The organism is Colwellia sp. NW0002-52-1 (genome assembly GCF_057550865.1).
The window spans coordinates 463,857-487,309 of record NZ_BAAJLU010000001.1; the positions used below are offsets into that span (position 1 = coordinate 463,857).

The following is a 23,453-nucleotide window of genomic DNA, read 5'->3' on the forward strand; positions in this document are numbered from 1 at the left end:
TTCAAAAGGAAGCTTATGAAATTAATAGCAGGCTTTTTAGTCGCTGCATTTGCAATAGTATTGGCTATATCCGCACTGTCCAACGTTAAAAGCTTACCAATCTGGATATTCATTATTGTCATGATTTTGTTTAGCGGCAGTAAACGTAAAAAGTAACTCAACATACAAATAAGGAAAATCAATATGACTTTAGTAAAGAAGATAATTATAAGTTGGCTTGGCTTATCCGTTATAGCTGGCTTATGGGCGGTTGTAACGGGTAATACATCAGAAAAAGCTACCCTGCAAAATGAACTTGCTGATATCTGTGAAGATGCCTTTGAGGAAAAAAGAGGGGTAGTAGCTAATGAGTTTTTTTACTTTTCAACGAACCCAAAATTCGAATCAATAAAATCAGCTCAACCAATAATGCTAAAAGTTAAATATGACGATGATTTTAAACCTATTATAGAGGCCAAAAGAGGCGCTGACCGCCGAGAGTTAAACCTATCGTGTCAGCAGAAGCTTACTTCAAATTACAAAGATGTAGAGCCCTGGGCTGTTATCATGGTGCATAGAAATAAGCATGGCGATTATAGCTATGATGTTACTGATGTCGATATTTACGATACCAAAGAAAAGATATGGTGGTCAGAAATTTAATCAACGGCATAAAATGGGGAGATTAAACTCCCCCTTAATTCAGCAACTACAAATAAACACACATATATCATCATATAAAAACCTCAAATGAGGTTAATTAGGCTATCGCTTGCTGCATGAAAAATTTTTAGTCTTATCGCCATACCGCTTAGTAGAAAATTTAGCTAAATAACTTAACCTACGGAACACTTCATTACACTGAAAAGCATAATCCTGAGAGTTACTATTCAAACGATAGCAAGGTGAATCCTTAGGGAAATACACTAGGTTCTTAACCTCATGTGCAGTACGCTTTAGAGCACTAGCCCAAGCCTCGAATATTTTGCCAGCAAGGTTCTGACCAATAACACTGTAATCCCCTAAGCCATAATACCTGTCCTTGTTGAGTAGCAGTGCTACATGATAATGATGCCCTAATGACTGGTTAATCTCCCTCGCCCACACGTACCTAACGGTACAGGCGTGAGGACTGCCACCTACTTTTATTTTTTTGTCATAATCCCATTTAATCTTACTTTCAAGCGAACTGAAGAAACGGGTAATAACATTGGTGTCTATCTCTCTAGGAAAGTCAGGACAATCAACAATTCGTGGTAAGTGTAAGTCAAAACGAACTATTAATGTTCTTGGGTGCTCACTTAAAGCTCGCTCCAATACGACTTCAATTGACTCAAGATATTCAGTAGACAAAGTGTAGCCTGGCACCACTTGCCAGCCATTAAAGTTAAGCCCGTTAAAAACAGTAAGATTTTTATTATTTGTAAAGGTTTGCATGATTCTTCTTCCGATAGTTATTTGTCTATAGAAGTAATCACTTGTGTAAAAAATAATTTATTGATATTAATGAGTAGTATTGAACTGCTCAATTGATTAGATACTTAAAAAGGATATTGGTTAAAAAAATGAATGGATAGTATTAACATACAGAAAACCTTTACTTATCGATTTGACGCTATAGCTATCATCCAAACATAAACAACCAAGCATTAGGCTGACATCAAAAAACACAACCACTCTGATAACAAATATATTTTAGCAGTGATGTTATTGATTAAAATAAAATTGCCAATGCTCTAGATTAATACAGCTATTGCATAACTTGACGATTAACACTAACATCCAAAACAATCATCAAACAATACCTCAGACTACAAAAACAACCAAAAATCGCCACAAAGCCAAACAAACAAAGTCATCAATAAAAATCTAAGGATGAATAATGGATGTTTTACGGGGGTTATAAGGATTGATTTTGGATGTGTTCTGAAGTTTACCCAGGCATTATTAACAATAAAACAACCCCCAATTTCTGAAGAGAATTACTAAAAACTGAGATTGAGTTAGCAGTTATATTAAGGTCAGCTATGGACATAAAAAGTTTCACCCAATTGGAAGGTTTCCTTTTAAATAAGAAACAGAGGTTTGTTGATATATTCCTATTTCAACTACATCTAGAGCGCATAGTTGATAGACGTAATAGTGTTGGGTTGCATAATGACGTGCAAGCTTGCATTAAAGCCCTAAAAGGCAGTTATAGAACTTTTGAAAATGCAGAAAATAGTATAAATAACCATATCAAAACATGTCATCAGAGCTTAATTCCTGATGAATACCTTACATGGCTAGATAAAAAAAATCTTAGACTATGTAATTTCGTTTGGCTTTATTTAAAAGGCACAGGGCTTTTTAACGAGGTAACATTAGATGCTGTAAAGGCTAACTCAAATAAGCACTATATTGTAATTAGAGCTTTAGATATGTTACCTAAAAAGATGCCATTTAAAATAGAGCTAATTAATAATATTCATAATGCGTGGTTGGTGGGGATTGATTACCCTGGCTGGCGCTATGACTGGTTAGATATACGTAATGAATTACAATGTAAAAAAGCTTTCGACTTTTTAACCAAAAAGGCGAGTAAAAAATCAGTAGCGTACTCAAAACCATCTCCAATAGATAATACTCCTGAACTAAATGATTACTTTAAATTTTTAGCCTCAGTAGATGTTTGGTCAACATTTTCTAGAGACAAACAAAACTTCTATAAAAAAATTTCCGATGCTGCTCGTAAATGGAAAACTCCAGAACAAAAGAAAGCTCAAATAAAGTTAAAAAGTAAAGCCAAAGAAAATAACCACATCTTACTAAAAGATAAGAAATCATTAAAAACGCTTCAAATCATTCAAGAAAAAATGGGACACAAAACTCCAGAAGAAACTCTCAAGCACATTATTAGTGAACAAGCAAAGCAAGCTACTTTTTCTGACGTAGATCAAACTCCAGCTAAAGTCGAATTGCAGGAAGATGATGAGGCAAACTTAAAGCAACCTCAAAATGGAAAAGACGAATTATTCAGTAAAAAACTTGAGGAAATAGCTTCTGAGCTAGATATCCCTCCCCCTCCAAGAAAAAGCTAAAATAACTTAAAAATTTTTTATGAGATTCACCGAATGTAACACCAGAAGTAACAAACACAAAAACAGCAGATAACAAAAAACAACAAAATCAATCACTTAAAGTGCAATTTCAGGTCAGGGAGGGGGCCACCATCTAACTCAAAGCCTTCAGCGTAATTACTCACTAACTTTCAAACATTATCTTTCTATTTTGTAGCAAATATGTAGCTTAGAACTACATAATAATACTTCTATTATTTTGAGTGAATTTTGGTTAATTGTAATTTAAGAATAATGGAGGTTATCTAGGAAGGAATGAAAATATAATAAGCTGTTATGTGCTCAACGACCTAGCAACAGCTTATTATAAATTACACACATATAAATATCATTATAATCAATGTATTATTATCGAAAACTATTTAAATGTAGACATTATGTAGTCATGGTTACGTTCTAATTCTCACACGGTTTTGTAAAATATTTTCTACTTGTTGTAATAACCTAGCCTCTTCATTCTCTTTATCTTTAAGCTTTACAACTAATGAATAGTCTTCATCATCTTGTAATAGGCGTTCAGCCCATGGATGATCATGCCGAGTAACTACGACGAAAAACTTCTTTAAACGTTCTCTCGCATTTACCTGTTTAAAGTTCCAAGATGAACATTGTAATGTCCCATAATTGCGATGTTGCTCATTGATATGCTTTTGATTTGAATGTTCTTTAAAGTTGGTGGTCTCTTCAATAGGAATATTATTGTTAAACCTTTGTGAAACCTCTTCTAATGATGTTGCTTTAATTAATTTAAAGCTAATTCTGGTTGTTTTATAATCTATCCTAGTTGTTCTTACAAGTGGTGTGTGTGCTAAAGAAACTGAAACTTGTCTTAAACGCTTTCTACCTTCCCAAAATTCAATTGGAATTGGGATTTCATAAAAATGATGACTTTTATTACTTAACGAATCGTTAGCGAATATTGATAGATCATCATCTAGAGATCTAAATAAAGCTTCCTCATCAATCATACCGTAACCAGTTGTTAATATTGTCTTACTTTTATCTTGGTTGAATAAACTTAATACCTCTGGTGGAGTGGTCGAATGTGCAGCTAATAAACTTCGAATTTGGTTGGTAGAAGCATCTGGATAGACTCCTAATACCCTAGCAGCTATATGTGCAATAGAAGGCGCTGAATAAGAGGTTCCCACGTCTTCGGTTAATAAGCGACCTTGTGCAAAATCCTTGTTAAAGGATACTTCACCTAATAGACTCTGTATTATGTTATCCGTCCTAGTATCAACAGCGTAATTTCCCCCATAAGCAACAAATTCAGGTTTTATAGCACCTTTAATTCCGGGCCCGCTACGAGAAAATGGTGATGGTTGATTAAAGTTTGCAAAGCTCTGCTCCGCAGGGTCATTTGCATGACGTGAGGAATTTCTAGTTTGATCATAATGCGCTAACGAACCAACAGTAAGGCTACTAACTGAAGGTGCTGGATCTAATAAAGTATTTTCAAGTAATAAGTCTGGATATGCAGCTTTCCATTCTAGAGGACTATCATAAGAATAATAATTTCCTGTAGGCACTACAAATAGTACATCAAGTTCTCTAGCTAGAATATCAAGTACCACTGCTAATCCTCGAATCCTGCCGCCAGTGTATGGTTTATTACTATCGCCATATGATAAATTGAAAATTTTACAATTATAATTTTCAACAAAATATCTTACCGACTCTTCAACTTGATGCTCAATAAGTTTTGTGTCAGATTCTAATTTTTCGTCCAGAATACGCCCACTAAAAAGCCTTAATTCAGGGGTGAATGAACCATTCTCAATAGTAGTAGATACATCACCGTATAAGGCTTTGCCTGCTACCATAGTACCGTGACCATGCTCGTCATCACTACCTTTCCCATCTAAAAAACTTTGAGCATCTCCAATTGCAGCGCTAAGTAAGGGATGACCTGTTGCTAGTCCACTATCTAATACTACTATTCCAGGTGCATTCTCAGGAGGAGAAGGTACTTCAGGTATATTTTGAATATCTGTATTTAATAGAGAAATATTGAGATTGAATTTAGGTGGTAGATCTACCATTCGAACATCTCGATGGTTTAATAGCCTTTCAAGCTGTGTTGTATTAACTTCAAGTCGATACAACACAATCAAATCGTTTGATACTCTATCCTTGTTAATTAACTCGTTTTCATTTAACCAGTTTTCAAACGAAGTAATAAGCGACGTCCTTTCTAAATGGTTAGTTATAGGCCAAAGTTCAACATCTACATTAAAGCTTTGCGTTTCAGGAGTACCGAAATGACCTAAAGCCCACCCAGTTCTATCTTCAGGGGTGAAAGCATTAAACCCTTCAAGGGCTTCAAGTAAGGACTTTCGAGTTGGTACTCCTCCTTCGACTAGCATTGTTAGTCTTGCTTCAAACTCAGCTATTGCGCCCTCTGAACTAAAAACAAGAAATATACCTCTATCTTCCTGACTAATAAGTTCAACTCCGGGTATTGAATCAAGGTTAGCACCCTCGATATCAGATATTTCTACTTTAAAAAGTAATCTATTATCAAAACCTTGATTTTGAAGCTGAGCAGTTTCTTTTGCTGTTGCTAATGAGGTTAGTATCCTTTGGCCATGGCCTACTACATCAGTTAATACTGGTCTTGGAATACTCATTTTCCTAGGTCTTTTAATAGTAACTGGTTCTTCTCTATTAAAAGTTAAATGTTCTCTTGCCAATTCGATTACTCCCTTCGTTATGGCTAAATTTATTATTTATTATTTATTATTTATTATTTATTATTTATAGATTTTAAAAGGCTTTTCTTTCTAGCTTTTTCATTTTTAAAAGCATTATCTATATGTTCAAACTTTAGAAATTCTTCTCCATTTAACAACATATCTTTGATCGACCTTTTTAATATGCGTTCAATGTCTGCATGGGAAATATTTTTAAATAGGTCAATTATTGTTTTAGAATATTCAAATTCTCTTCGAACCCCTCTAAGTTTTATACCTAACAAGTTTTTTATTTGGAGAACTGTTGGGTATGTAAATGCCAATACATCTTCAAAGCGTCGCCATATTGCTGAATCCAGCATGCTTTCATGGTTAGTAGCAGCAATAATTAAGCTCTTACCTTCAAAACTATCTAGCATTTGCAAAAATGTATTAACAACACGTTTTAATTCACCATGTTCAGCAACATCAGCTCTTTCTTTACCTAGGGCATCAAACTCATCAAAAAGGGCTACCACAGGGGATGTTTGGATAAAGTCAAAAACCTTTCTTAAGTTTGCCGATGTTTCACCTAGATATGATGACACCACGCTATCAAGTCTAATAATGCATAACGGTCTATTAAGTTCATAAGCTAAAGCTTCTGCACTAATCGTTTTACCGCAACCCGGTGGTCCGCAAAAGAGAACTCGCTCAACAGGGCGCATACCCCATGTCCTTAAAACTTCTTCTCTGTTGTATTCCTTTAAAATGCGCTTAATGTTTTCTTTATTCTCATCACTAAGAACAACATCTTCAAGTCTTCTAACTGGTTCTTTAATTTCAAGAAGTGGAAGACCTCGTTCCTTATCATGTGGGATGTTTTGTTTTACATTAAACGGGAGAATGTTTTTTACGTTTTTGTTTGAATTTAAACCATAAAGAATTTTTTCTAAATCATTAGCTAAAAGATTATGGTGTTTCTGGCGCTCTTCAGCTATGAGCGCTTCAGATATCTGCCTAAACCCATTTTCATCTTTATTTACACCAGACTTTATTAACTGCCTAAGTAGTTTTCCACTTGCCATTTTTACACCATATTAGCTAAATCAACACCCAAGCGAGGATTAAATGTTCCATTTTGTATAAGTATACATCATTGAAGACAGTATTTTATCTAAAAAGTCTATTCAAACATAAGTAACTTTGTCACAAACTTAAGTGTCAGTACAGTTATTTACAGAACTCCAAGTAAAAGCATCTTTGCCATTCTGGCAGTCGACTAACTAAAGCCTTAAAATAATTATTTGAGTGTTTTTTGATGTGAGCTAAAGCCTAATTTATAGCTAAAGGCTCTTTTGATGTGTGCTGAGTTGTTCATGTTTGTAGATTTACAACAAAATAAGCCTTTAGCCTATTCTGGACGATATTAGGCTTTAGCCTAAGGCTATTATGCTTTTTCTATTTTCCATTGGTAATGACGAGATACAACCGCTTTGCCTGCGAACCATAACCCTTTTACTTTGAATATCAGCTCTCCATCATAATAACTTTGCAGGCATTCTCCTGTTTGCTCGTTAATATTTAAATCGTAATGTAACTGAATAGGTCTGACTTTAGTCCTTCTCAATCATTTAACCTTTCCATTTATAAAGTTAACCACCTAACCCTCAAGATAAGTGGTTATTAAACAATTACAGTCTTAACAATTAATTTCTAAAACAGGTTCTTTGTAAGCACCAAAATTTTGTGCAACCAATCGTTTAAGCTCATTTTTGGCTTTTTTCCCTTTTTCATTCAAAAAACCATATCTCAACTTATTAGGTTCCGCTTCAATTGTTAATCCAGCTTTAATTATATTAAATTGGCTAATAACCTCTGGCTTCGACAAAAAAGCATGAATTTGAGATAGTGAAACGGTGTTGGGGAGCTGTACTCTTTGTATTATTCCGTGGGTAAAGGATGGCGAATCAAAATCATCCGCTCGCTTTACAACAGCAGGATAAATAACATCATGTTCTGGAATAAAGACTAGAAAGGCAACTGCCTCCTTCAATGAGCCAATTCCATCATGAAGTAATGGTTGACTATCATTAGGGCTTAACTCTGAATAATCAATTTTAATATCTGTATCACCAAGATATCTAGGCATAACATGGGGCTTTGTTGCCTCTATTAATTTATCAAGTATTTCACTAACATTAACGTTTTCATATTGAAATTTTTCTTTTAAATTGCGACTTATTATATCAACAACATTATTGTCTGTTTTAAAAGTGAGGGGTAATCTAGATAATAAACCATTAGAAGTTTTATCACCTTGCGACTCTGCTAATAACTCTCTAATACGCGAGCTTTTAATCGAAACATTAGATTGTTTAATTAGAGAATTAAAAATATTAACTACAGTGTTGAACTCTTGAGAAGATATGACTTTCATATTAATCCTTGCCTGCCAATATGTCCCAGTTACCAAAGCAGTTATTGAATTAATAAAAGTTTAATAATATTTTTGAATTGTCGAATAGAGTTGGGCTCAGGCTCCGTGGCCTATGCACCTAAAAGATGCATTGGCGATAATAATACAGAAACCAATATATAAATCAATAGTTTTTAACCAATCAAATTAACTGCTGCAGCTTTATGTTCTGGCGTTAAGTGTGCATATCTTAGCGTCACTTTTAAATCACGATGCCCCATCAATTCACGTACTGTATTTAGATCAACGCTAGCCATAACTAATTTGCTAGCAAAGTGATGTCGTAAGTCATGAAATCTAAAGTCAGTGATCTCAGCCACATTAAGTAAATTCCCCCATGCTTTTTTAATATCTTAGTTTTTTATCTCTCATAAAATATCTCCCTATGAATCAAAATGCTGCATTAGATAAATAAAAAACCCTTAATTTCGAATGACCGAAATTAAGGGTTTTACCTTGGTTAATCTTTGCTAATTTAATTAATACAAAAACCTATGTAAACATAGCGTTAACTATTTATCTTAGGCATTTTTAATTGCGTCAGAAGTTATAGGTAAATCTCTTACTCTAACGCCTGTTATTTGGAAAATAGCATTGGCAATAGCTGGTGCTATTGATACTACTCCTGGCTCGCCTAATCCAACAGGAAACTCTTTGCTGTCGACAAATTCAATATCTAATTCTGGTACATCATTCATACGTAACGGTGAGTAGGTATTTAGGTTAACTTTACTTACTTGGCCGTTTTCTATTGGGCTTTGCTCGTGCAGTGCCATGCTTGTACCCCACAACATTGAACCTTGTACTTGCGCTAAGGCACCGTCTGGATGAACGATTACCCCTGCATCAACCGTCATAGTAAGTTTTTTAACGGTTATTTTTTTAGAGTCGGGCTCAACATGCACATGTGCTGCACAGGCCATCCAAGCCGGCATGGTTTTTTCTTGTCCGGCGCTTACTGCAACACCTATAGCTTCATTTTTTGCTAATTTAACTGTGCTTACTTTTTTCTTCAGCAGGGTTAATACGTTGGCTAAACGTTTTGCTCCACCAACACTTTCAGGTGCCTTACCAGCTTGTTTACCTAAACCGTCTAGCATAGATAAACGAAAATCAATGGGATCAGCTTTTGCTTGGTGAGCAATTTCATCTATAAATGATTCTAGCCCCCAAACAATCCAACCCTGCCCTACTGATCTTAACCAACCTGGCAGAATAGTTTCTTGTGCTAGTTTATTATTGATCGCTCGAACACGATGGTTGTCCATGCTGTACCAATGATCTGCACCACTGGTTGAAAACATGTCTATTTTGATTTTTTTATCTAGGCTTTCAGGCATAAAGCCAGGGGCCATTGTTAATGTTGGCCAGCCAGCCGCAAGGGCATGTTCCATCCCCGTAAATTTATTTGTTTTATCAAACGATGCTTTAAATGATACAACAGATGGAGATCTTGGTTGATCAAAGCGTGAGTCATCTTCACGGGTAAATACCATTTTTACTGGTTTACCTATCGCTTTTGAGGTTAATACTGCAGGTATTGCATAATCACCAAATAAGCGCCTGCCAAAACCACCGCCTAAATATTGTTGATGCATAACAACTTTTTCGTCTGTTACCTGCAGTGCTTTAGCTATCGCTGGCATTGTTAAAGATTGCCATTGATTACCTGTATAAATGTGCCATTGGCCATTTTTTTCTTCAACTGTTGCATTTACCGGCTCTAAGGCAAAATGCAAAACGGTATGAGTACGATATATTGCCTCTATAGTCTTTGCCGCTTTTTCGCTAGCAGCGGTAAAGTCTCCATCATCAATAAATAAGCCGCCTTCATTCTTGTCGGCGACTAAGCGCTCGCCTTCTTTAAGAATATCGGCTTCGCTGACTTTTGCTCTTTCACCTGCTTGATAACTCACTTTTATAGCATCGGCTGCTTTAATTGCGCCGTAATAAGTGTCTGCCTCAACCGCTATCCATCCTTGAAGGTTCTCACTAGGATCTTGTAATTTATGGTAGCCGATATAACCTTTGATTTTTTTCGCTGCACTATCATCAACAGCTTTAATTTTACTGCCATATCGTGTTGGCGGAATAATGGGGCGAGCATAAACCATACCCTCTAATTCCACGTCAATACCATAAACAGCGCTACCGTTAGTTTTAGCAGGAATATCTAGCGCTGAGCTAGACTTGCCAACTAAGGTTCTTTGACTGGCTGGCTTTAAAGGTAAGTTGCCAATTTCTTCTGGTGTAAATGTACGATTAAATGTACCTTTTGCAACAATATCGCCAAAACTTATAGCGCTATCTTTACCAATTACAGCGCCATTTTCAACGCGACACTCTTCAACTGAGCAATTTAATATCTTGGCTGCCGCGTCAATTAATGCGATACGTCCAGCAGCGCCAGCTTGAGATAATGGTTTAAATGACTGAAATACAGACCAAGAGCCGCCAGTTACCATGTAACCCCATTTAGGATCAGTATCTACATGAGTTATCGATACCTTTGACCAGTCAGCGCCTAACTCATCAGCAACAACTCTGGCTAGCGCGGTGCCAATATGTTGTCCCATTTCTGCCCTAGCTATGTTGATATTAATTTCGCCCATCGGGTTTATTTCAAACCAAACGGTTGGAGAAAATAGTTTATCTTTTAGCGTTTGTTGTGCATTTTGGCTTAAACCTGTAGCACTCAGTAATGGTGCAAAAGCCATTAATAGTGAACCACTAACCGAACCAACTAAGAATCGACGGCGAGATAAGCTAATGTTGTTTTTTTCATCTTTAATCGTTTTCATTATTACTCACCTTTATGATTGTTGCGTTGTTGCACGTGGATCAAAAGTTTGAACCTCAGCTGACATAGAATCAGCGGCATTTTTAATGGCACTTTTAATTCGCACATACGCCATGCAACGACATAAATTTCCACTCATGTGGTCAACAATTTCTTGGTCACTCGGTGAAGGATTACTTGCTAATAAAGTCGCCGCTTGCATAATTTGGCCTGATTGACAGTAACCGCATTGTGGTACTTGCTCTTCAATCCATGTTTTTTGTAGTGGATGATTATTTTCTAGGCCTTCAATCGTGGTGATGTTTTTATTTTCAGCCCCGAGTAATGGAAAAGAGCAGGATCTAATAGCGGCACCGTCTAGATGCAAAGTACAAGCACCACACATGCCAATGCCGCAGCCAAACTTGGTGCCTTTAAAGCCTAATTCATCGCGAATAATCCAGAGTAAAGGTGTGTTTGCATCTGCTGTGGTGGTAACTTCTTTACCATTTAATTTGAATTTAATCATAATTTCATCTCTTAGAACTGATTGTAAAAAATACTCATTTATTATCTAACGTTATAAACTAATTTTATTAGCTAACAACGGAGTAAGTTGGAGAATTTTTTGTTTCGACTTTGTGCTTATTTACTCAAAGTAAAGACATTATCGCCGCTTGTTGTAGTGGGTTTTATCAAATAAGTGAATATTGTTAAACAATAAAAAATTGTTTTTTTATTAATATAATAGCTTAGCAGGTTAGATGATTTTTGCTTAGCTTTAGCATGAATATAGACTGCAATTACACCAAACGTTTTAGTGCCAAATACAATTCGCTACTTAACGTTTTATTAGTGATAAGTTATTAAAAGGTAAGTGATAATTAATAGTTATATCGTGTATTAACGATAGGCTAACCACTTACCTTTATCTTATTGCTATTACTTTTGAGCACTAAGCAAAATCATAGCTGCCACCGGTTTTTAGGGCATTTTTATATGCTTCACGCGCCTGAAAACGTTTTACGTATGCAACAATTGTTGGGTAATTTTGATCAGCACCTCTATTAGCGGCCCACGCTTCTAATGGAAAGCTCATTTGAATATCGGCACCTGAAAGCGCTTCACCAGCAAACCATTGGTTATTTTTTAGGTGGTTTTCAATTAATGTTAAGTTAGCGGCAATATTTGGCCCAACATAACCCGCCATTACTTTCTTCATTATGCCTTTGGCAATGGGTTTAACAAGAATAGGTAATGATCGCTGCACTGTTTTTTCTAAAATAAGTTTCAACAATAATTGCTGCATTAATGTACCTTCAGCAAAGTGCATCCAATATAAGTACTGGCGATGCGATTCGGTATGCGCTTGAGGTAAAATTTTATTTTCGCCGTATGTTTGCGCAAGGTATTCAACAATTGCACCTGACTCAGCAATCGTTATATCACCGTCGGTGATCACCGGAGACTTGCCAAGCGGGTGCACTTTTTTCAAACTCTTAGGGGCTAAGTTCGTTTTTAAATCACGTTGATAATGCTTAACTTCATATGGCACGCCTAACTCTTCTAAAGCCCAAAGCACACGTTGTGATCTTGAATTATTTAAATGATGTACAACAATCATAGTTTCTCCAATTTAGTAAAATATATAACTTAATTTTCGCGACCATATAGCCAAAATCAGCGAGTTAGCTTAACTAAGCAAGCGGCTAAATATAAAATAAAGTGCAATAGTGCTATTTTGACATTATTTTAGTATCTTTATTTATTACTGTCGCATAGGATCGAACCTAATACTTGTACTATCGGACTATTTAAATGCTCTGGAGCTCTAGCGTTTTATTCAGGAAAAACATTGAACAACACAGCCATAATGTTCATGAGATGATAATTTGCTTAACAGGCAGTGTTAATATTCAACTTAATGATGAATATTATAGCTTGTCGCCGGGTCATTCTGTTTTTATTCCTGCACAATACTCCCATGCAATTAACGTTGTTAAATCTGCTGAAACAACATTATTATTCGCCTGCATAGATCTACCCACTTTTGACAGCTTATCAACTCCAACTAATCGGTTGTTCTTAAATACCATATCAACAGGTAAGTTTTTAATTAATAACACGAGTAAAAGTGTGAATAACAACACAAACACCTTGTTGGCTGCAGCTAAAGAGTTAGTCAATATTCCTCAATCTGCTTCTCCTTTACACGCAAGCTTGAAAGAAGCTGTATTCTTAAAGTTATTGTTTACGCATATAAGCGGTGCGGGTTATGAAGAGAATACCAATGAGTTAGCGTCATTGCGGATCAGCAAAGCGCAAAATTGGATAAATAGTAACTATGCATTAGATATAACATTAGAGATGGTAGCTAAGCAGGTTAATATGTCGAGAAGCCATTTCGCTCGACAATTTCGTCAGCATTCAGGCTTTAGTGTTATTGATTACCTACTCAAAGTTCGCTGCGATGCTGTGGCTAATTTACTTGCAAGTTCGAATGCAGATATTACAGAAATAGCTTTTTCTGCTGGGTTTAGTAATTTAAGTCATTTTTATCGACATTTTAAACGCCGTTACGGTATTACCCCCAGAGCTTTCAGGCAAATGAATAACCACCAAGATATTACTATTATAAATAAATTAGCTTAAGTATTTGTACAACAAAATATCTTTAAAAGTTAACTGGGTTTTAATGGCTTAATTAGACTTGGCTTAACTTGATTTAACTTTTTATAAAATAACAAAAAAAGCTCTCACCTAGGTAAGAGCTTTTGCATTTATGAACTGTTAAGGGTTATTTAAAACTTATAACTTGCTTTAACATATACAAAACGACCTTGGCTATTATGTGTGCCACTAACAAAGCCCATAAAGTCGTGATAAGCAAACGGCGGCTCTTCATTAAATAAGTTTGTCGCACCAAGACTTAACGTGGTGTTTTCAATACCTATATAATTTACTGTAGTATCAACTGTAGTCCATGAGTCAACATCACCCATTCCTTCAGTAGCTACGGCTGCATCTTGTTTAAATGCGCCAATATAGTTGATCGCCATACTTGCGTTCCAATCACCTTGAACCCAAGCAGTGTTGAATGTCCAACGTACTTCAGGTTGCTCAAAGTCACCTTCTTGAGTGTCAATACGCATAGAGCCATCGGCATTTGGACGCGCGTCTTCATAAGATAATACATAATTTACCACGTAGGTAAATTTGAATTCGCCCATGTCAGTATCTAAGCCGTAGTTCGCTTCAATATCTAAACCAGAAGTGGTGATGTTACCAATGTTTTCATATTGATCAAAAATACGAACTACTTCACCTGGATCGCCAGCAATAGTAGAAGGTAAACGCTCAACAACAGTAGGATCATTACCCAAAGTACTAAACTTAAACTGAGTATCTTTAGTGATTACGTTTTCAATATCATAATCATAATAGTCGATTGAAAAATCTAGGTTATCGGCAACTTCATAAATTAAACCTAAGTTGTAGCTTTTAGACTCTTCAGGCCCTAAATCATCGTTGCCTGATAATACGGCTGTATACTCTTTCGGGTCACAATCAAGTCCGACCGCAGCACAACGCACTGAGTCAACTAAAGTAGGCGACTCGTCAGTATTACCTAAACCAATTTGATGCAATGAAGGCGCTCTAAATGCGGTTCCGTATGAACCACGTAATGATAATGATTCAGTTGGTTGCCAAATAAAGGCAACTTTAGGGTCGGTTGTAGTACCAAAGTCACTGTAATCTTCATGACGTACAGCAACCTGTACTTCTAAAGTATCTAGAACTGGAATAGCTAATTCGGCAAAAATTGAAGTGTTGTTACGTTTACCATTTGCTTGTGTTGCTTCAGTACCAAACACTTCACCACGTAAAAATTGATCATCAGGGTTATCGCTAATACTTTCTTCACGGTATTCAACACCAACAGCTAAACCAAGTTCACCATGTTCCATTTCCATGACTGAACCACTGATTTTACCGTCGAATGACTTACTGGTTGATTTACCAATACGTGTTGTTGTGGTTTCAATAAAGTCTAATGCTTCTTGACTGTTGCTTGATGGTTCAAACGGGTTCCATAAACCGCTATCAATAGCTTCTTGAGTACGGCGAGAGTTAGGAAAACCATTTACACCACGTTCTGTCGATGTGCTTTTAATGTAGTTATAGGCAATTTCCCAACTCCAATCTTTTAATTCACCCTGTAGGCCAATAATTGAACGGTAGTAGTCTGACGTTACGCGTTTTTCACGGTTACCAATATCTAGCATACGTCGACGCATGGTTAAATCTTGCTGATAAAAAGCATGATCTGGCATGTCGGCAAATGGGTGATTTATATTATCGCCCGACATAAATAACTCATTAAAGCTTGGGCTACCAGCACCACGAATGGTGGTTTTAGAGTGTTGGCCATTTAATTCAGCAAAACCACGTAGGTTGTCGTTTATTTCATATTTACCCATGTAGATAAAGCTAGCACGCTCAGTAGCAGGCACTGAGGTCATTACAGGTGCATAGTCATAACCACACAGGTTGCCAATAATATCTTCAGGCGCACAAACATCATTGCCAAACGTATCTGGCATACGAATAGTTGAGTCATCTTTTAAAGCAATAGTACCTGGGAATCCTGATGAACTTCTAAAGTCAGTGGCAAATGGGTCGTTAGGTCTTAAAGCACTTTGGTTCGCTGATTTTGAATAGTCGCGATCAGCATAAAGAATTTCTTCACGATCAAAGTAATCTAGTGCAAAAGTATGGCTACTTTTTTCGGTTGAGTTACCCCAAACAAGGCTAATGCTTTTTTCTTCCCCACCACCGTCGGCAGTATCACCAAATTTTGCTGAAAGTTCTGCTCCTTCAACATCGTCACGTAACACGATGTTAATAACACCAGCAACAGCATCTGAGCCATAGGTAGCTGATGCGCCATCTTTTAAAATATCAACACGCTTAATTGCCGCTAATGGAATATTGTTAATATCAACAAACGCCGTGTCGATATTATTGGCAAATGGAGAAACCGAAACACGGCGACCATTCACAAGTATTAATGTTGAATCTGCGCCCAAACCACGTAACGACACACTTGAGCCACCATTACTGGTATTGTCACTGCTATTCCCTTGTGTTGAAAATGTGCCTTGCCCAGCCATAGGTAGCTTAGTAAAAAGTCCTATTAGGTCAGTAACGCCGCTATTGGCAATATCTTCTGCACTTAAAGATGTTAATGGCGAAGGCCCTTCCATGTCAGTTCTTTTAATGTGTGAACCTGTAATTTCTATTCGCTCTACACTGTCTTTTTCGGCGGCGATTACAACATGACTTTGAGAGGCAAATAAAGCTGCAGCGATGCTGAGTGCGAGTGTATGTTTACGACTATTTGAAACTTTCATTTTATCTTCCTTTATATGTTTTTATATTTCTATGTTTTTATAATGACTTGTATTTTATAACATTTTATTAACATAACTTTGTTAAAACACTATTTAACTTGATTACACAAATGAACAAAGTCATTAGATTTTTATAACAAATCAAATGACTTTTTAACAGGTAAACCACAGAGTTCTCTTCATAAAAATGTAAAGTAATGTAACCAATAAATATAAACTACGAAATTTATCGGAGTTTTAGCGCCAGTAAAAACAAATTAACTGTCGAGAGATTATTAAGATAAAAAAAAATCCGATGAACAAGTTCATCGGATTTTGCTTTTCTTGAGTTTTGAGCTAAAAGCTCGCCACTTTCGATCTTATTGCTTTAACACAATATTTTTTGGTTGGGTCTGTTTTCGACATCAATAATGATGTTGGTACTTATGAAAACTGGTTAGAGGTGTTTTTAGCGCCACCTGCTTTAAGTGCGTTTTCACCAGCAAAGTATTCTTTGTGATCATCACCCATGTCTGAACCAGACATGTTTTGATGTTTAACACAGGCAATACCTTGACGAATTTCTTTACGTTGTACACCTTCTACATAACCTAACATAGCTGCATCACCAAAGTATTCTTTAGCAAGGTTGTCTGTAGATAACGCCGCTGTATGGTACGTTGGCAAGGTAATTAAGTGATGGAAAATACCCGCTTCACGTGCTGTGTCTGATTGGAAACTACGGATTTTATCATCGGCTAATGTTGCTAATTCTGTATTGTCATAATCAACATTCATTAAGTCAGCTCGTACATAAGCAGATACATCTTTACCAGCTTCAACCATAGCGTCGTAGGCTTGTTGACGGAAGTTAAGCGTCCAGTTAAACGATGGGCTGTTGTTATAAACTAACTTAGCATTTGGAATTTCTTTACGTACTTCGTTCATCATAGCGGTAATATCAGCTACGTTTGGTGTTGCAGTTTCAATCCAAAGTAAATCTGCGCCCGCTTTTATGGCTTCAATGCTGTCAAATACACAACGCTCTTCACCAGTACCTGGACGGAATTGGTATAAACCAGAAGGTAGGCGCTTAGGACGAACAAGTTTACCATTACGGTTAAAACATACATCGCCTTCAGCCATGTCTGCTACGTCAATTTCTTCAACGTCTAAGAAAGAGTTATAGATATCACCTTGATCGCCAGGCTCTTTAACAACCGCGATTTCTTTTGTTAAACCAGCACCTTCAGAGTCGGTACGAGAAACAATAATACCGTTGTCGATACCAAGTTCTAGGAAAGCATGGCGTAATGCACGAATTTTAGAATGAAAATCTGCATGAGGTACAGTTACTTTACCATCTTGATGTCCACATTGTTTTTCATCAGCAACTTGGTTTTCAATTTGTAGTGCACAGGCACCTGCTTCAATCATTTGCTTAGCCATTAGGTAAGTGGCTTCAGCATTACCAAAACCAGCATCTATATCAGCAATAATTGGCACAACGTGAGTTACATGGTTATCAATTTTATCTTGAATTGCCGCTTTGTCGCCTTCTGCTGCTGCATCTAATTCACGGAAAAGACCACCCAATTCACGGGCATCTGCTTGGCGTAAAAAGGTGTATAACTCTTCAACTAAAGAAGCTACTGAAGTTTTCTCATGCATTGATTGGTCAGGCAAAGGACCAAACTCACTGCGAAGTGCAGCAACCATCCAACCAGAAAGGTACAAGTAACGGCGGTCAGTTTGGCCTGCAAAATGTTTCTTAATAGAAATCATTTTTTGTTGGCCAATAAAACCATGCCAGCAACCTAACGATTGTGTGTATTTAGAACTATCAGCATCATACGCAGCCATATCACGACGCATAATATCTGCTGTGTATTGTGCTATATCTAAACCTGTTTTAAATTTATTTTGAGCACGCATACGCGCTATTGATTCAGGATTGATGGCATCCCAAGAACTGCCAGCTTTTTCTTTAATCGCTTTAACTGCTTCTATTGCACTTTGGTAATTAGACATATTACTTTCTCCAAAAATTATAACTGACAGTATGTAAATACTTTATAGTGTAACTCGCTATGTAAGCTGTCACACCGAACAACATAAATACTAAACCAACCTATCAAAATAAATAAAATATATAATTAGCATACCTGCCATTCACAAAGAAAATAATAGTGTATTAACTCTAAATGCGAATATAAAATAGCTTAACAAATTCAATAACTAAGAATATTTACCATGGCTTTTTTTATGATAAAAAGGCGATATTTAATTTATTTTGTATATAAATTTACTTGATTATCAACATTAGCCATGACATATATCTTAGTTATGTTTTTGTATTAGATGATTAATTTTATGAATATCTCGAAAATTGATTTAAATTTGCTGATTTATCTTGATGTATTACTTAGAGAAAAAAATGTTACTCGCGCTGCTGGCCAGTTAAATATTACTCAACCAGCCATGAGTAATGGATTAAAGCGCCTACGTACACTATTTAGTGATCCTATTTTAGTCAGAACATCTGACGGCATGGTACCCACTGAACGTGCCCGCGCTTTAGGGCCAGCTATTCGTAAAATTTTATTAGAGTTAGAAGAAGCGCTACAAGGTGAAGAAGAGTTTAACGAGCTAAATAGCCAACGAGTTTTTCGTTTAATGGCAAGTGATTACGCCGCTTCAACTTTATTACCAAAATTATTAAAACGTATTAATCAAATAGCGCCTAATGTCACCATTGATATTATGACGCCAAGTGATGTTAATTTTCACGACGTTGAAGCCGGTAAAATTGATATGGCGATTAACCGTTTTGATGAATTACCACAATCGTTCCATCAGAAAACGATTTGGCGAGATACATTTTCTTGTTTGTTAAGTGCTGATAACCCAGTAGTATCAAAGTTCAACCTCAATACCTATCTTGATGCCAAACATGTTTGGGTTTCTAAAACAGGCTTTGGTGTTGGTGTTGGTATGGATCCAAAAGATGTACAAAAATTGGGTTGGGTTGATGAAGCGTTAGCGCGTTTAGGCAAGCAGCGTGACATTAAAGTATTTACCCGTAATTACCATGTTGCCATGCAATTAGCACTTGAAGATGAGTTAGTCGCCACACTACCTACGCGTGCAGCTTTGATTCATAAAAATGATGCTAATTACACCGTACTAAAACCGCCATTTGATATTCCTGACATAGAACTTAAAATGATCTGGAGCCCACTTTTACATCATGACGCTAGCCATATTTGGTTTAGACAACTAGTAATTGAAGCGGCAAATGAAGGTTAACTAAACGTTAAGTGCACCCGGGTTGTGAGATATTTTGAACAAGTTTAAACACAAAGTATTCAATGTTTTATATAGTATGTTTACCATATTAAGTTGTGTTGCTTTGGGTAAAGTCTGTGCTTTTTATGCTCCTTTATTACCGGGGAGTTTATATGGTTTAATGCTCTTTACACTAACATTGCACGTACGCATTTTTGATGCCGACCGTATTAAAGACAGTGTAGTGTGGGGCGTAAAACATATGGGCGTATGCTTTGTACCTGCCGGTGTCGGCATTATGAATCATTTCGACTTGATCAGGCAATTTGGCATCACCATTGTCATGATTACTTTTATAACCACCTTTATTCTACTGACTATCGTCGGCCTACATTACCAGCGTTACGCCAACGTTCAAGATGACAATGATGATGAGGGCTCACATGTTAGCTGAGTTATTAAATCATCATTTATTATCTTCAATTTTCGCGGTAGTGGCGACTATTGCCCTATTTCAATTTGTCGCTGTTTTTCAACGCAAATTAAATGCCATTTGGCTACAGCCAATGTTGGTTAGTATTTTAGTTATTATGTCATTTTTGCTATGGCAAAATATTAGCTTTGATCACTACTTTGCCAGTTCTTGGTTTTTAAACGCCTTACTTGAACCTGCCGTTGTGGCGCTAGGGTTTCCGCTTTATCAACATTTATCAACAATTACTAAGCAATGGAAAAGTATTTTATTGGTACTTTGCATAGGCGCATTTATTGCCATTGTTACAAGTTTTGTAGTTACTATGCTATTAATTGGCGATTACACAATTGCGGTTGCTTTGGCCTTAAAGTCAGTTACTACTCCCATTGCTATTGCCATTGCAGGACAATTAGATGGCAATACCGCTATAACCGCTTTTGCCATTATCCTAGCCGGATTTTTTGGCGCTTTAGTTGGCCCTCCTTGGTTAAAATTTATAAATGTTAATTCACCAAAAGCGCAAGGTTTAGCCATTGGCGCAGCAAGTCATGCTATCGGCACAGCCACGGTGAGTAATATTAGTTATGAACATGCTGCGTATAGCTCATTAGCATTAATTGTTTCAGCGGTTATTACCGCTACATTTAGCCCATTTATTATTAATTTTTTAGTTACGCTTTTATAGCTAAATGAATGTAAATAGCTTTTCATTACAGTCATTTCATCGGCCACGTGTTTATGAGCAATGTAATTTCTCTTACCAATACGATAAAAACTTTTAATATTACTCAATCAAGATAATTCATAAAATAAATAGCAAAAATCACAACAAACAATAGTATGAATAATGGTATTTAAAAAATAATAGGTATTAATTTTATCCTATACTTAACAATAAGTTATAAAATTTCATTTTGTTAAAGTAGTTATAAATCTATCTTTGTCGGCTAAACCATTAAATTGCAGCTATTGCATCAACTTCACATTATTTCTACATTGCAGGTAGTGGTTTTACGTAAATGTATTAAAAAAAGAATACTTTCTTCCAAACTTTCAAAATAGGTGTCCCATGACAAACAGAATTTCAATCGCAAATTTGCAGGTAGCAGAAGAACTTTATAACTTTGTTAACCAACAAGTGCTTCCTGGTACTGCGCTGCCTGAAGATACCTTTTGGTCTGGCTTTGGCAAACTTATAGCTGAATTAGCGCCCAAAAATAAACAGTTATTATTAAAACGCGATGATTTACAACAACAAGTAACCGCCTATCATCAAGACCATCAGGGAGATAATTTTAACTTTTCTGACTACAAACAATTTTTAACTAAAATTGGCTACCTTTCCGCCCCAGTTGACGACTTCACTATAACAACCACCAATGTCGATGCAGAACTTGCGACTATTGCAGGTCCACAACTGGTAGTACCGGTTATGAATGCACGTTTTGCTTTAAATGCTGTTAATGCTCGTTGGGGCAGTTTATATGACGCATTATATGGTTCAGACGTTATAACTGAAGAAAATGGCAGCGAAAAAACTAAAGCTTACAACCCCGTTCGCGGTAAGAAAGTTATCGCATTTGCACGCGAATTTTTAGATCAAACTATCCCGTTAAACCATGGTTCGCATATCAATGCCAAGCGTTATCAAGTTGTTGAGGGTGAATTAGTTGTAACATTAACAAATGGCGACTCAGCAAGATTATCGCAAACTAATTTATTTATCGGTTTTAATGGTGAGCAAGCATCGCCTAGTGAGTTAGTTTTTAAACATCACGATTTACACTTTATTATTGAGTTTGATCAAAACAATACTATTGCAAAAAGCGATCAAGCCGGTATGAGTGACATTGCAATGGAGTCAGCCATTACTACTATTATGGACTGCGAAGACTCTGTTGCCGCTGTTGATGCTGCAGACAAGGTAATTGCCTATCAAAACTGGTTAGGCTTAAATCAAGGCACTTTATCTGAAACATTTGAAAAAGCCGGCAAGCAACAAACCCGTTTAATGCATGCAGATAAAACCTATCAAACTCTTGATAACAAAGAAGCTCAATTAAAAGCGCGCAGCTTAATGTTCGTGCGTAATGTTGGCCACTTGATGACCAATAACGCCATTATTGATCAAAACAATAATGAAGTGCCTGAAGGTATTATGGACGCGGTTATTACGTCATTAATTTCAATTTATGACGTTAAGCAAAAAAATACCCTGCGCAACAGTGAAACAGGCTCTGTTTACATTGTTAAGCCTAAAATGCATGGGCCGGAAGAAGTTGCATTCGCTAACGAGCTATTTGATCGTGTAGAAGACCTATTAACCTTGCCACGTAACACCTTAAAAATGGGCATAATGGATGAAGAGCGCCGCACCAGTGTTAACCTTAAAGCCTGTATTTATCAGGCAAAAGAGCGCGTTGTATTTATTAACACTGGCTTTTTAGACAGAACCGGTGACGAAATTCATACCTCTATGGCTGCTGGTGTTATGGCTAGAAAAGCAGATATCAAGTTAACAAAATGGATAACCGCTTATGAAGACAATAACGTTGATGTTGGTCTAGCCTGTGGCTTTAGTGGTAAAGCACAAATAGGCAAAGGCATGTGGCCGATACCTGATCAAATGGCTAATATGCTGGCAACAAAAATTAATCATGTAAAAGCCGGTGCAAATACTGCTTGGGTGCCATCGCCAACGGCTGCTACATTACATGCTTTGCATTATCACAAAGTTAATGTTCTGCAACTACAGCAAGCACTTAAAGCGCGTGTTCCTGCCAATGTAGACGACATATTAACCATACCTTTAGCTGAAAACACGCAGTGGACGGAACAAGAAATCTCTGATGAATTGGACAATAATTCGCAAGGTATTTTAGGTTATGTTGTGCGTTGGATTGATCAAGGTGTTGGCTGTTCAAAAGTACCTGACATTAATAATGTTGGCTTAATGGAAGATCGTGCAACACTGCGTATTTCAAGCCAACATATGGCAAATTGGTTGCAACATAATATTTGTACGCCAGAACAAGTACTGGCAAGTTTGAAAAAAATGGCAGCCGTTGTTGATCAACAAAATCAACATGATAAACAATATCATGCAATGTCTTCTAACTTTGACAACAATGTTGCTTTTCAAACAGCTCTGGCACTAGTACTTCAAGGCCATAAACAGCCTAACGGATATACAGAGCCTTTATTACACAAAAATAGATTGCTGTATAAAGCCCAAGCTAAATAATAACGTAAAAGCAATAAAGCCG

The 23,453-nt window shown here is 36.6% G+C and carries 19 protein-coding genes; 8 read left to right on the forward strand and 11 right to left on the reverse strand.

Annotated elements, in window-relative coordinates:
- Positions 1-15: 15 nt before the first annotated feature.
- Both AC27H3_RS01915 and AC27H3_RS01920 read left to right on the forward strand, forming a co-directional pair.
- Complete coding sequence (locus AC27H3_RS01915; protein WP_487103279.1) at positions 16-156, forward strand: hypothetical protein; 141 nt, start codon at positions 16-18, stop codon at positions 154-156.
- 27 nt (positions 157-183) lie between these two features.
- Positions 184-642: a hypothetical protein gene (locus AC27H3_RS01920; RefSeq protein WP_487103281.1), complete on the forward strand. Its 459-nt coding sequence runs from the start codon at positions 184-186 to the stop codon at positions 640-642.
- Between the two features lie 102 nt (positions 643-744).
- On the opposite strand, the gene AC27H3_RS01925 is transcribed toward AC27H3_RS01920, so the two are convergent.
- A complete protein-coding gene (locus AC27H3_RS01925) occupies positions 745-1,416 on the reverse strand; it encodes an inovirus Gp2 family protein (protein WP_487103283.1) in 672 nt (223 codons plus the stop codon).
- A gap of 590 nt (positions 1,417-2,006) precedes the next feature.
- Between AC27H3_RS01925 and AC27H3_RS01930 the strand changes: the two genes are divergently transcribed.
- On the forward strand, positions 2,007-3,059 hold the full coding sequence (locus tag AC27H3_RS01930) for a hypothetical protein (RefSeq protein WP_487103285.1): 1,053 nt from the start codon (positions 2,007-2,009) through the stop codon (positions 3,057-3,059).
- 428 nt (positions 3,060-3,487) lie between these two features.
- Here the strand turns inward: AC27H3_RS01930 and AC27H3_RS01935 are convergent, their stop codons facing one another.
- The 8 genes from AC27H3_RS01935 to AC27H3_RS01970 form a co-directional block, all read right to left on the reverse strand.
- Entirely contained in the window at positions 3,488-5,794 is a 2,307-nt protein-coding gene (locus tag AC27H3_RS01935; protein ID WP_487103286.1) for a S8 family peptidase, read from the reverse strand.
- 53 nt (positions 5,795-5,847) lie between these two features.
- Positions 5,848-6,861 (reverse strand): AAA family ATPase, encoded by a 1,014-nt coding sequence (locus tag AC27H3_RS01940; RefSeq protein ID WP_487103287.1) that lies wholly within the window; start codon positions 6,859-6,861, stop codon positions 5,848-5,850.
- A gap of 362 nt (positions 6,862-7,223) precedes the next feature.
- Complete coding sequence (locus AC27H3_RS01945) at positions 7,224-7,403, reverse strand: hypothetical protein (protein ID WP_487103289.1); 180 nt, start codon at positions 7,401-7,403, stop codon at positions 7,224-7,226.
- A gap of 72 nt (positions 7,404-7,475) precedes the next feature.
- Positions 7,476-8,213 carry a hypothetical protein gene (locus AC27H3_RS01950; RefSeq protein ID WP_487103290.1) on the reverse strand — a complete coding sequence of 246 codons (738 nt, stop codon included), beginning with the start codon at positions 8,211-8,213 and terminating at the stop codon, positions 7,476-7,478.
- 173 nt (positions 8,214-8,386) lie between these two features.
- Positions 8,387-8,602, reverse strand: coding sequence for a tyrosine-type recombinase/integrase (locus tag AC27H3_RS01955; RefSeq protein WP_487103526.1), 216 nt, complete (start codon positions 8,600-8,602; stop codon positions 8,387-8,389).
- Positions 8,603-8,773: 171 nt separating this feature from the next.
- On the reverse strand, positions 8,774-11,053 hold the full coding sequence (locus AC27H3_RS01960) for a xanthine dehydrogenase family protein molybdopterin-binding subunit (protein ID WP_487103292.1): 2,280 nt from the start codon (positions 11,051-11,053) through the stop codon (positions 8,774-8,776).
- Positions 11,054-11,065: 12 nt separating this feature from the next.
- Positions 11,066-11,560: a (2Fe-2S)-binding protein gene (locus AC27H3_RS01965; protein WP_487103293.1), complete on the reverse strand. Its 495-nt coding sequence runs from the start codon at positions 11,558-11,560 to the stop codon at positions 11,066-11,068.
- Positions 11,561-11,986: 426 nt separating this feature from the next.
- Complete coding sequence (locus AC27H3_RS01970) at positions 11,987-12,655, reverse strand: glutathione S-transferase family protein (protein WP_487103295.1); 669 nt, start codon at positions 12,653-12,655, stop codon at positions 11,987-11,989.
- A 194-nt stretch (positions 12,656-12,849) separates the two neighbouring features.
- Here AC27H3_RS01970 and AC27H3_RS01975 point away from each other — a divergent pair, with 194 nt between their 5' ends.
- On the forward strand, positions 12,850-13,683 hold the full coding sequence (locus AC27H3_RS01975) for a helix-turn-helix domain-containing protein (RefSeq protein ID WP_487103297.1): 834 nt from the start codon (positions 12,850-12,852) through the stop codon (positions 13,681-13,683).
- 149 nt (positions 13,684-13,832) lie between these two features.
- Here AC27H3_RS01975 and AC27H3_RS01980 read toward each other — a convergent pair whose 3' ends face one another.
- Positions 13,833-16,445: a TonB-dependent receptor plug domain-containing protein gene (locus AC27H3_RS01980; protein WP_487103299.1), complete on the reverse strand. Its 2,613-nt coding sequence runs from the start codon at positions 16,443-16,445 to the stop codon at positions 13,833-13,835.
- A 423-nt stretch (positions 16,446-16,868) separates the two neighbouring features.
- On the reverse strand, positions 16,869-18,455 hold the full coding sequence (locus tag AC27H3_RS01985; RefSeq protein ID WP_487103301.1) for an isocitrate lyase: 1,587 nt from the start codon (positions 18,453-18,455) through the stop codon (positions 16,869-16,871).
- 342 nt (positions 18,456-18,797) lie between these two features.
- Between AC27H3_RS01985 and AC27H3_RS01990 the strand changes: the two genes are divergently transcribed.
- The 4 genes from AC27H3_RS01990 (at position 18,798) to AC27H3_RS02005 (ending at position 23,431) form a co-directional block, all read left to right on the forward strand.
- Positions 18,798-19,733 (forward strand): LysR family transcriptional regulator, encoded by a 936-nt coding sequence (locus tag AC27H3_RS01990; RefSeq protein WP_487103302.1) that lies wholly within the window; start codon positions 18,798-18,800, stop codon positions 19,731-19,733.
- Between the two features lie 76 nt (positions 19,734-19,809).
- Complete coding sequence (locus tag AC27H3_RS01995) at positions 19,810-20,166, forward strand: CidA/LrgA family protein (protein WP_487103303.1); 357 nt, start codon at positions 19,810-19,812, stop codon at positions 20,164-20,166.
- On the forward strand, positions 20,156-20,872 hold the full coding sequence (locus AC27H3_RS02000) for an LrgB family protein (protein ID WP_085301356.1): 717 nt from the start codon (positions 20,156-20,158) through the stop codon (positions 20,870-20,872). Before AC27H3_RS01995 ends, AC27H3_RS02000 begins: the two co-directional genes overlap by 11 nt.
- A 384-nt stretch (positions 20,873-21,256) precedes the next feature.
- Complete coding sequence (locus AC27H3_RS02005) at positions 21,257-23,431, forward strand: malate synthase G (protein ID WP_487103305.1); 2,175 nt, start codon at positions 21,257-21,259, stop codon at positions 23,429-23,431.
- The last annotated feature ends 22 nt before the right edge of the window (positions 23,432-23,453 follow it).

Bases quoted from the DNA above. Each gene is read 5' to 3' on its own strand.
- AC27H3_RS01985 (WP_487103301.1), bottom strand. From the start codon at position 18,455: ATGTCTAATTACCAAAGTGCAATAGAAGCAGTTAAAGCGATTAAAGAA.
- AC27H3_RS01925 (WP_487103283.1), bottom strand. From the start codon at position 1,416: ATGCAAACCTTTACAAATAATAAAAATCTTACTGTTTTTAACGGGCTT.
- AC27H3_RS01930 (WP_487103285.1), top strand. From the start codon at position 2,007: ATGGACATAAAAAGTTTCACCCAATTGGAAGGTTTCCTTTTAAATAAG.
- AC27H3_RS01950 (WP_487103290.1), bottom strand. From the start codon at position 8,213: ATGAAAGTCATATCTTCTCAAGAGTTCAACACTGTAGTTAATATTTTT.
- AC27H3_RS01975 (WP_487103297.1), top strand. From the start codon at position 12,850: ATGCTCTGGAGCTCTAGCGTTTTATTCAGGAAAAACATTGAACAACAC.
- AC27H3_RS02005 (WP_487103305.1), top strand. From the start codon at position 21,257: ATGACAAACAGAATTTCAATCGCAAATTTGCAGGTAGCAGAAGAACTT.
- AC27H3_RS01970 (WP_487103295.1), bottom strand. From the start codon at position 12,655: ATGATTGTTGTACATCATTTAAATAATTCAAGATCACAACGTGTGCTT.
- AC27H3_RS01915 (WP_487103279.1), top strand. From the start codon at position 16: ATGAAATTAATAGCAGGCTTTTTAGTCGCTGCATTTGCAATAGTATTG.
- AC27H3_RS02000 (WP_085301356.1), top strand. From the start codon at position 20,156: ATGTTAGCTGAGTTATTAAATCATCATTTATTATCTTCAATTTTCGCG.
- AC27H3_RS01990 (WP_487103302.1), top strand. From the start codon at position 18,798: ATGAATATCTCGAAAATTGATTTAAATTTGCTGATTTATCTTGATGTA.
- AC27H3_RS01980 (WP_487103299.1), bottom strand. From the start codon at position 16,445: ATGAAAGTTTCAAATAGTCGTAAACATACACTCGCACTCAGCATCGCT.
- AC27H3_RS01940 (WP_487103287.1), bottom strand. From the start codon at position 6,861: ATGGCAAGTGGAAAACTACTTAGGCAGTTAATAAAGTCTGGTGTAAAT.
- AC27H3_RS01995 (WP_487103303.1), top strand. From the start codon at position 19,810: ATGTTTACCATATTAAGTTGTGTTGCTTTGGGTAAAGTCTGTGCTTTT.
- AC27H3_RS01965 (WP_487103293.1), bottom strand. From the start codon at position 11,560: ATGATTAAATTCAAATTAAATGGTAAAGAAGTTACCACCACAGCAGAT.
- AC27H3_RS01960 (WP_487103292.1), bottom strand. From the start codon at position 11,053: ATGAAAACGATTAAAGATGAAAAAAACAACATTAGCTTATCTCGCCGT.
- AC27H3_RS01920 (WP_487103281.1), top strand. From the start codon at position 184: ATGACTTTAGTAAAGAAGATAATTATAAGTTGGCTTGGCTTATCCGTT.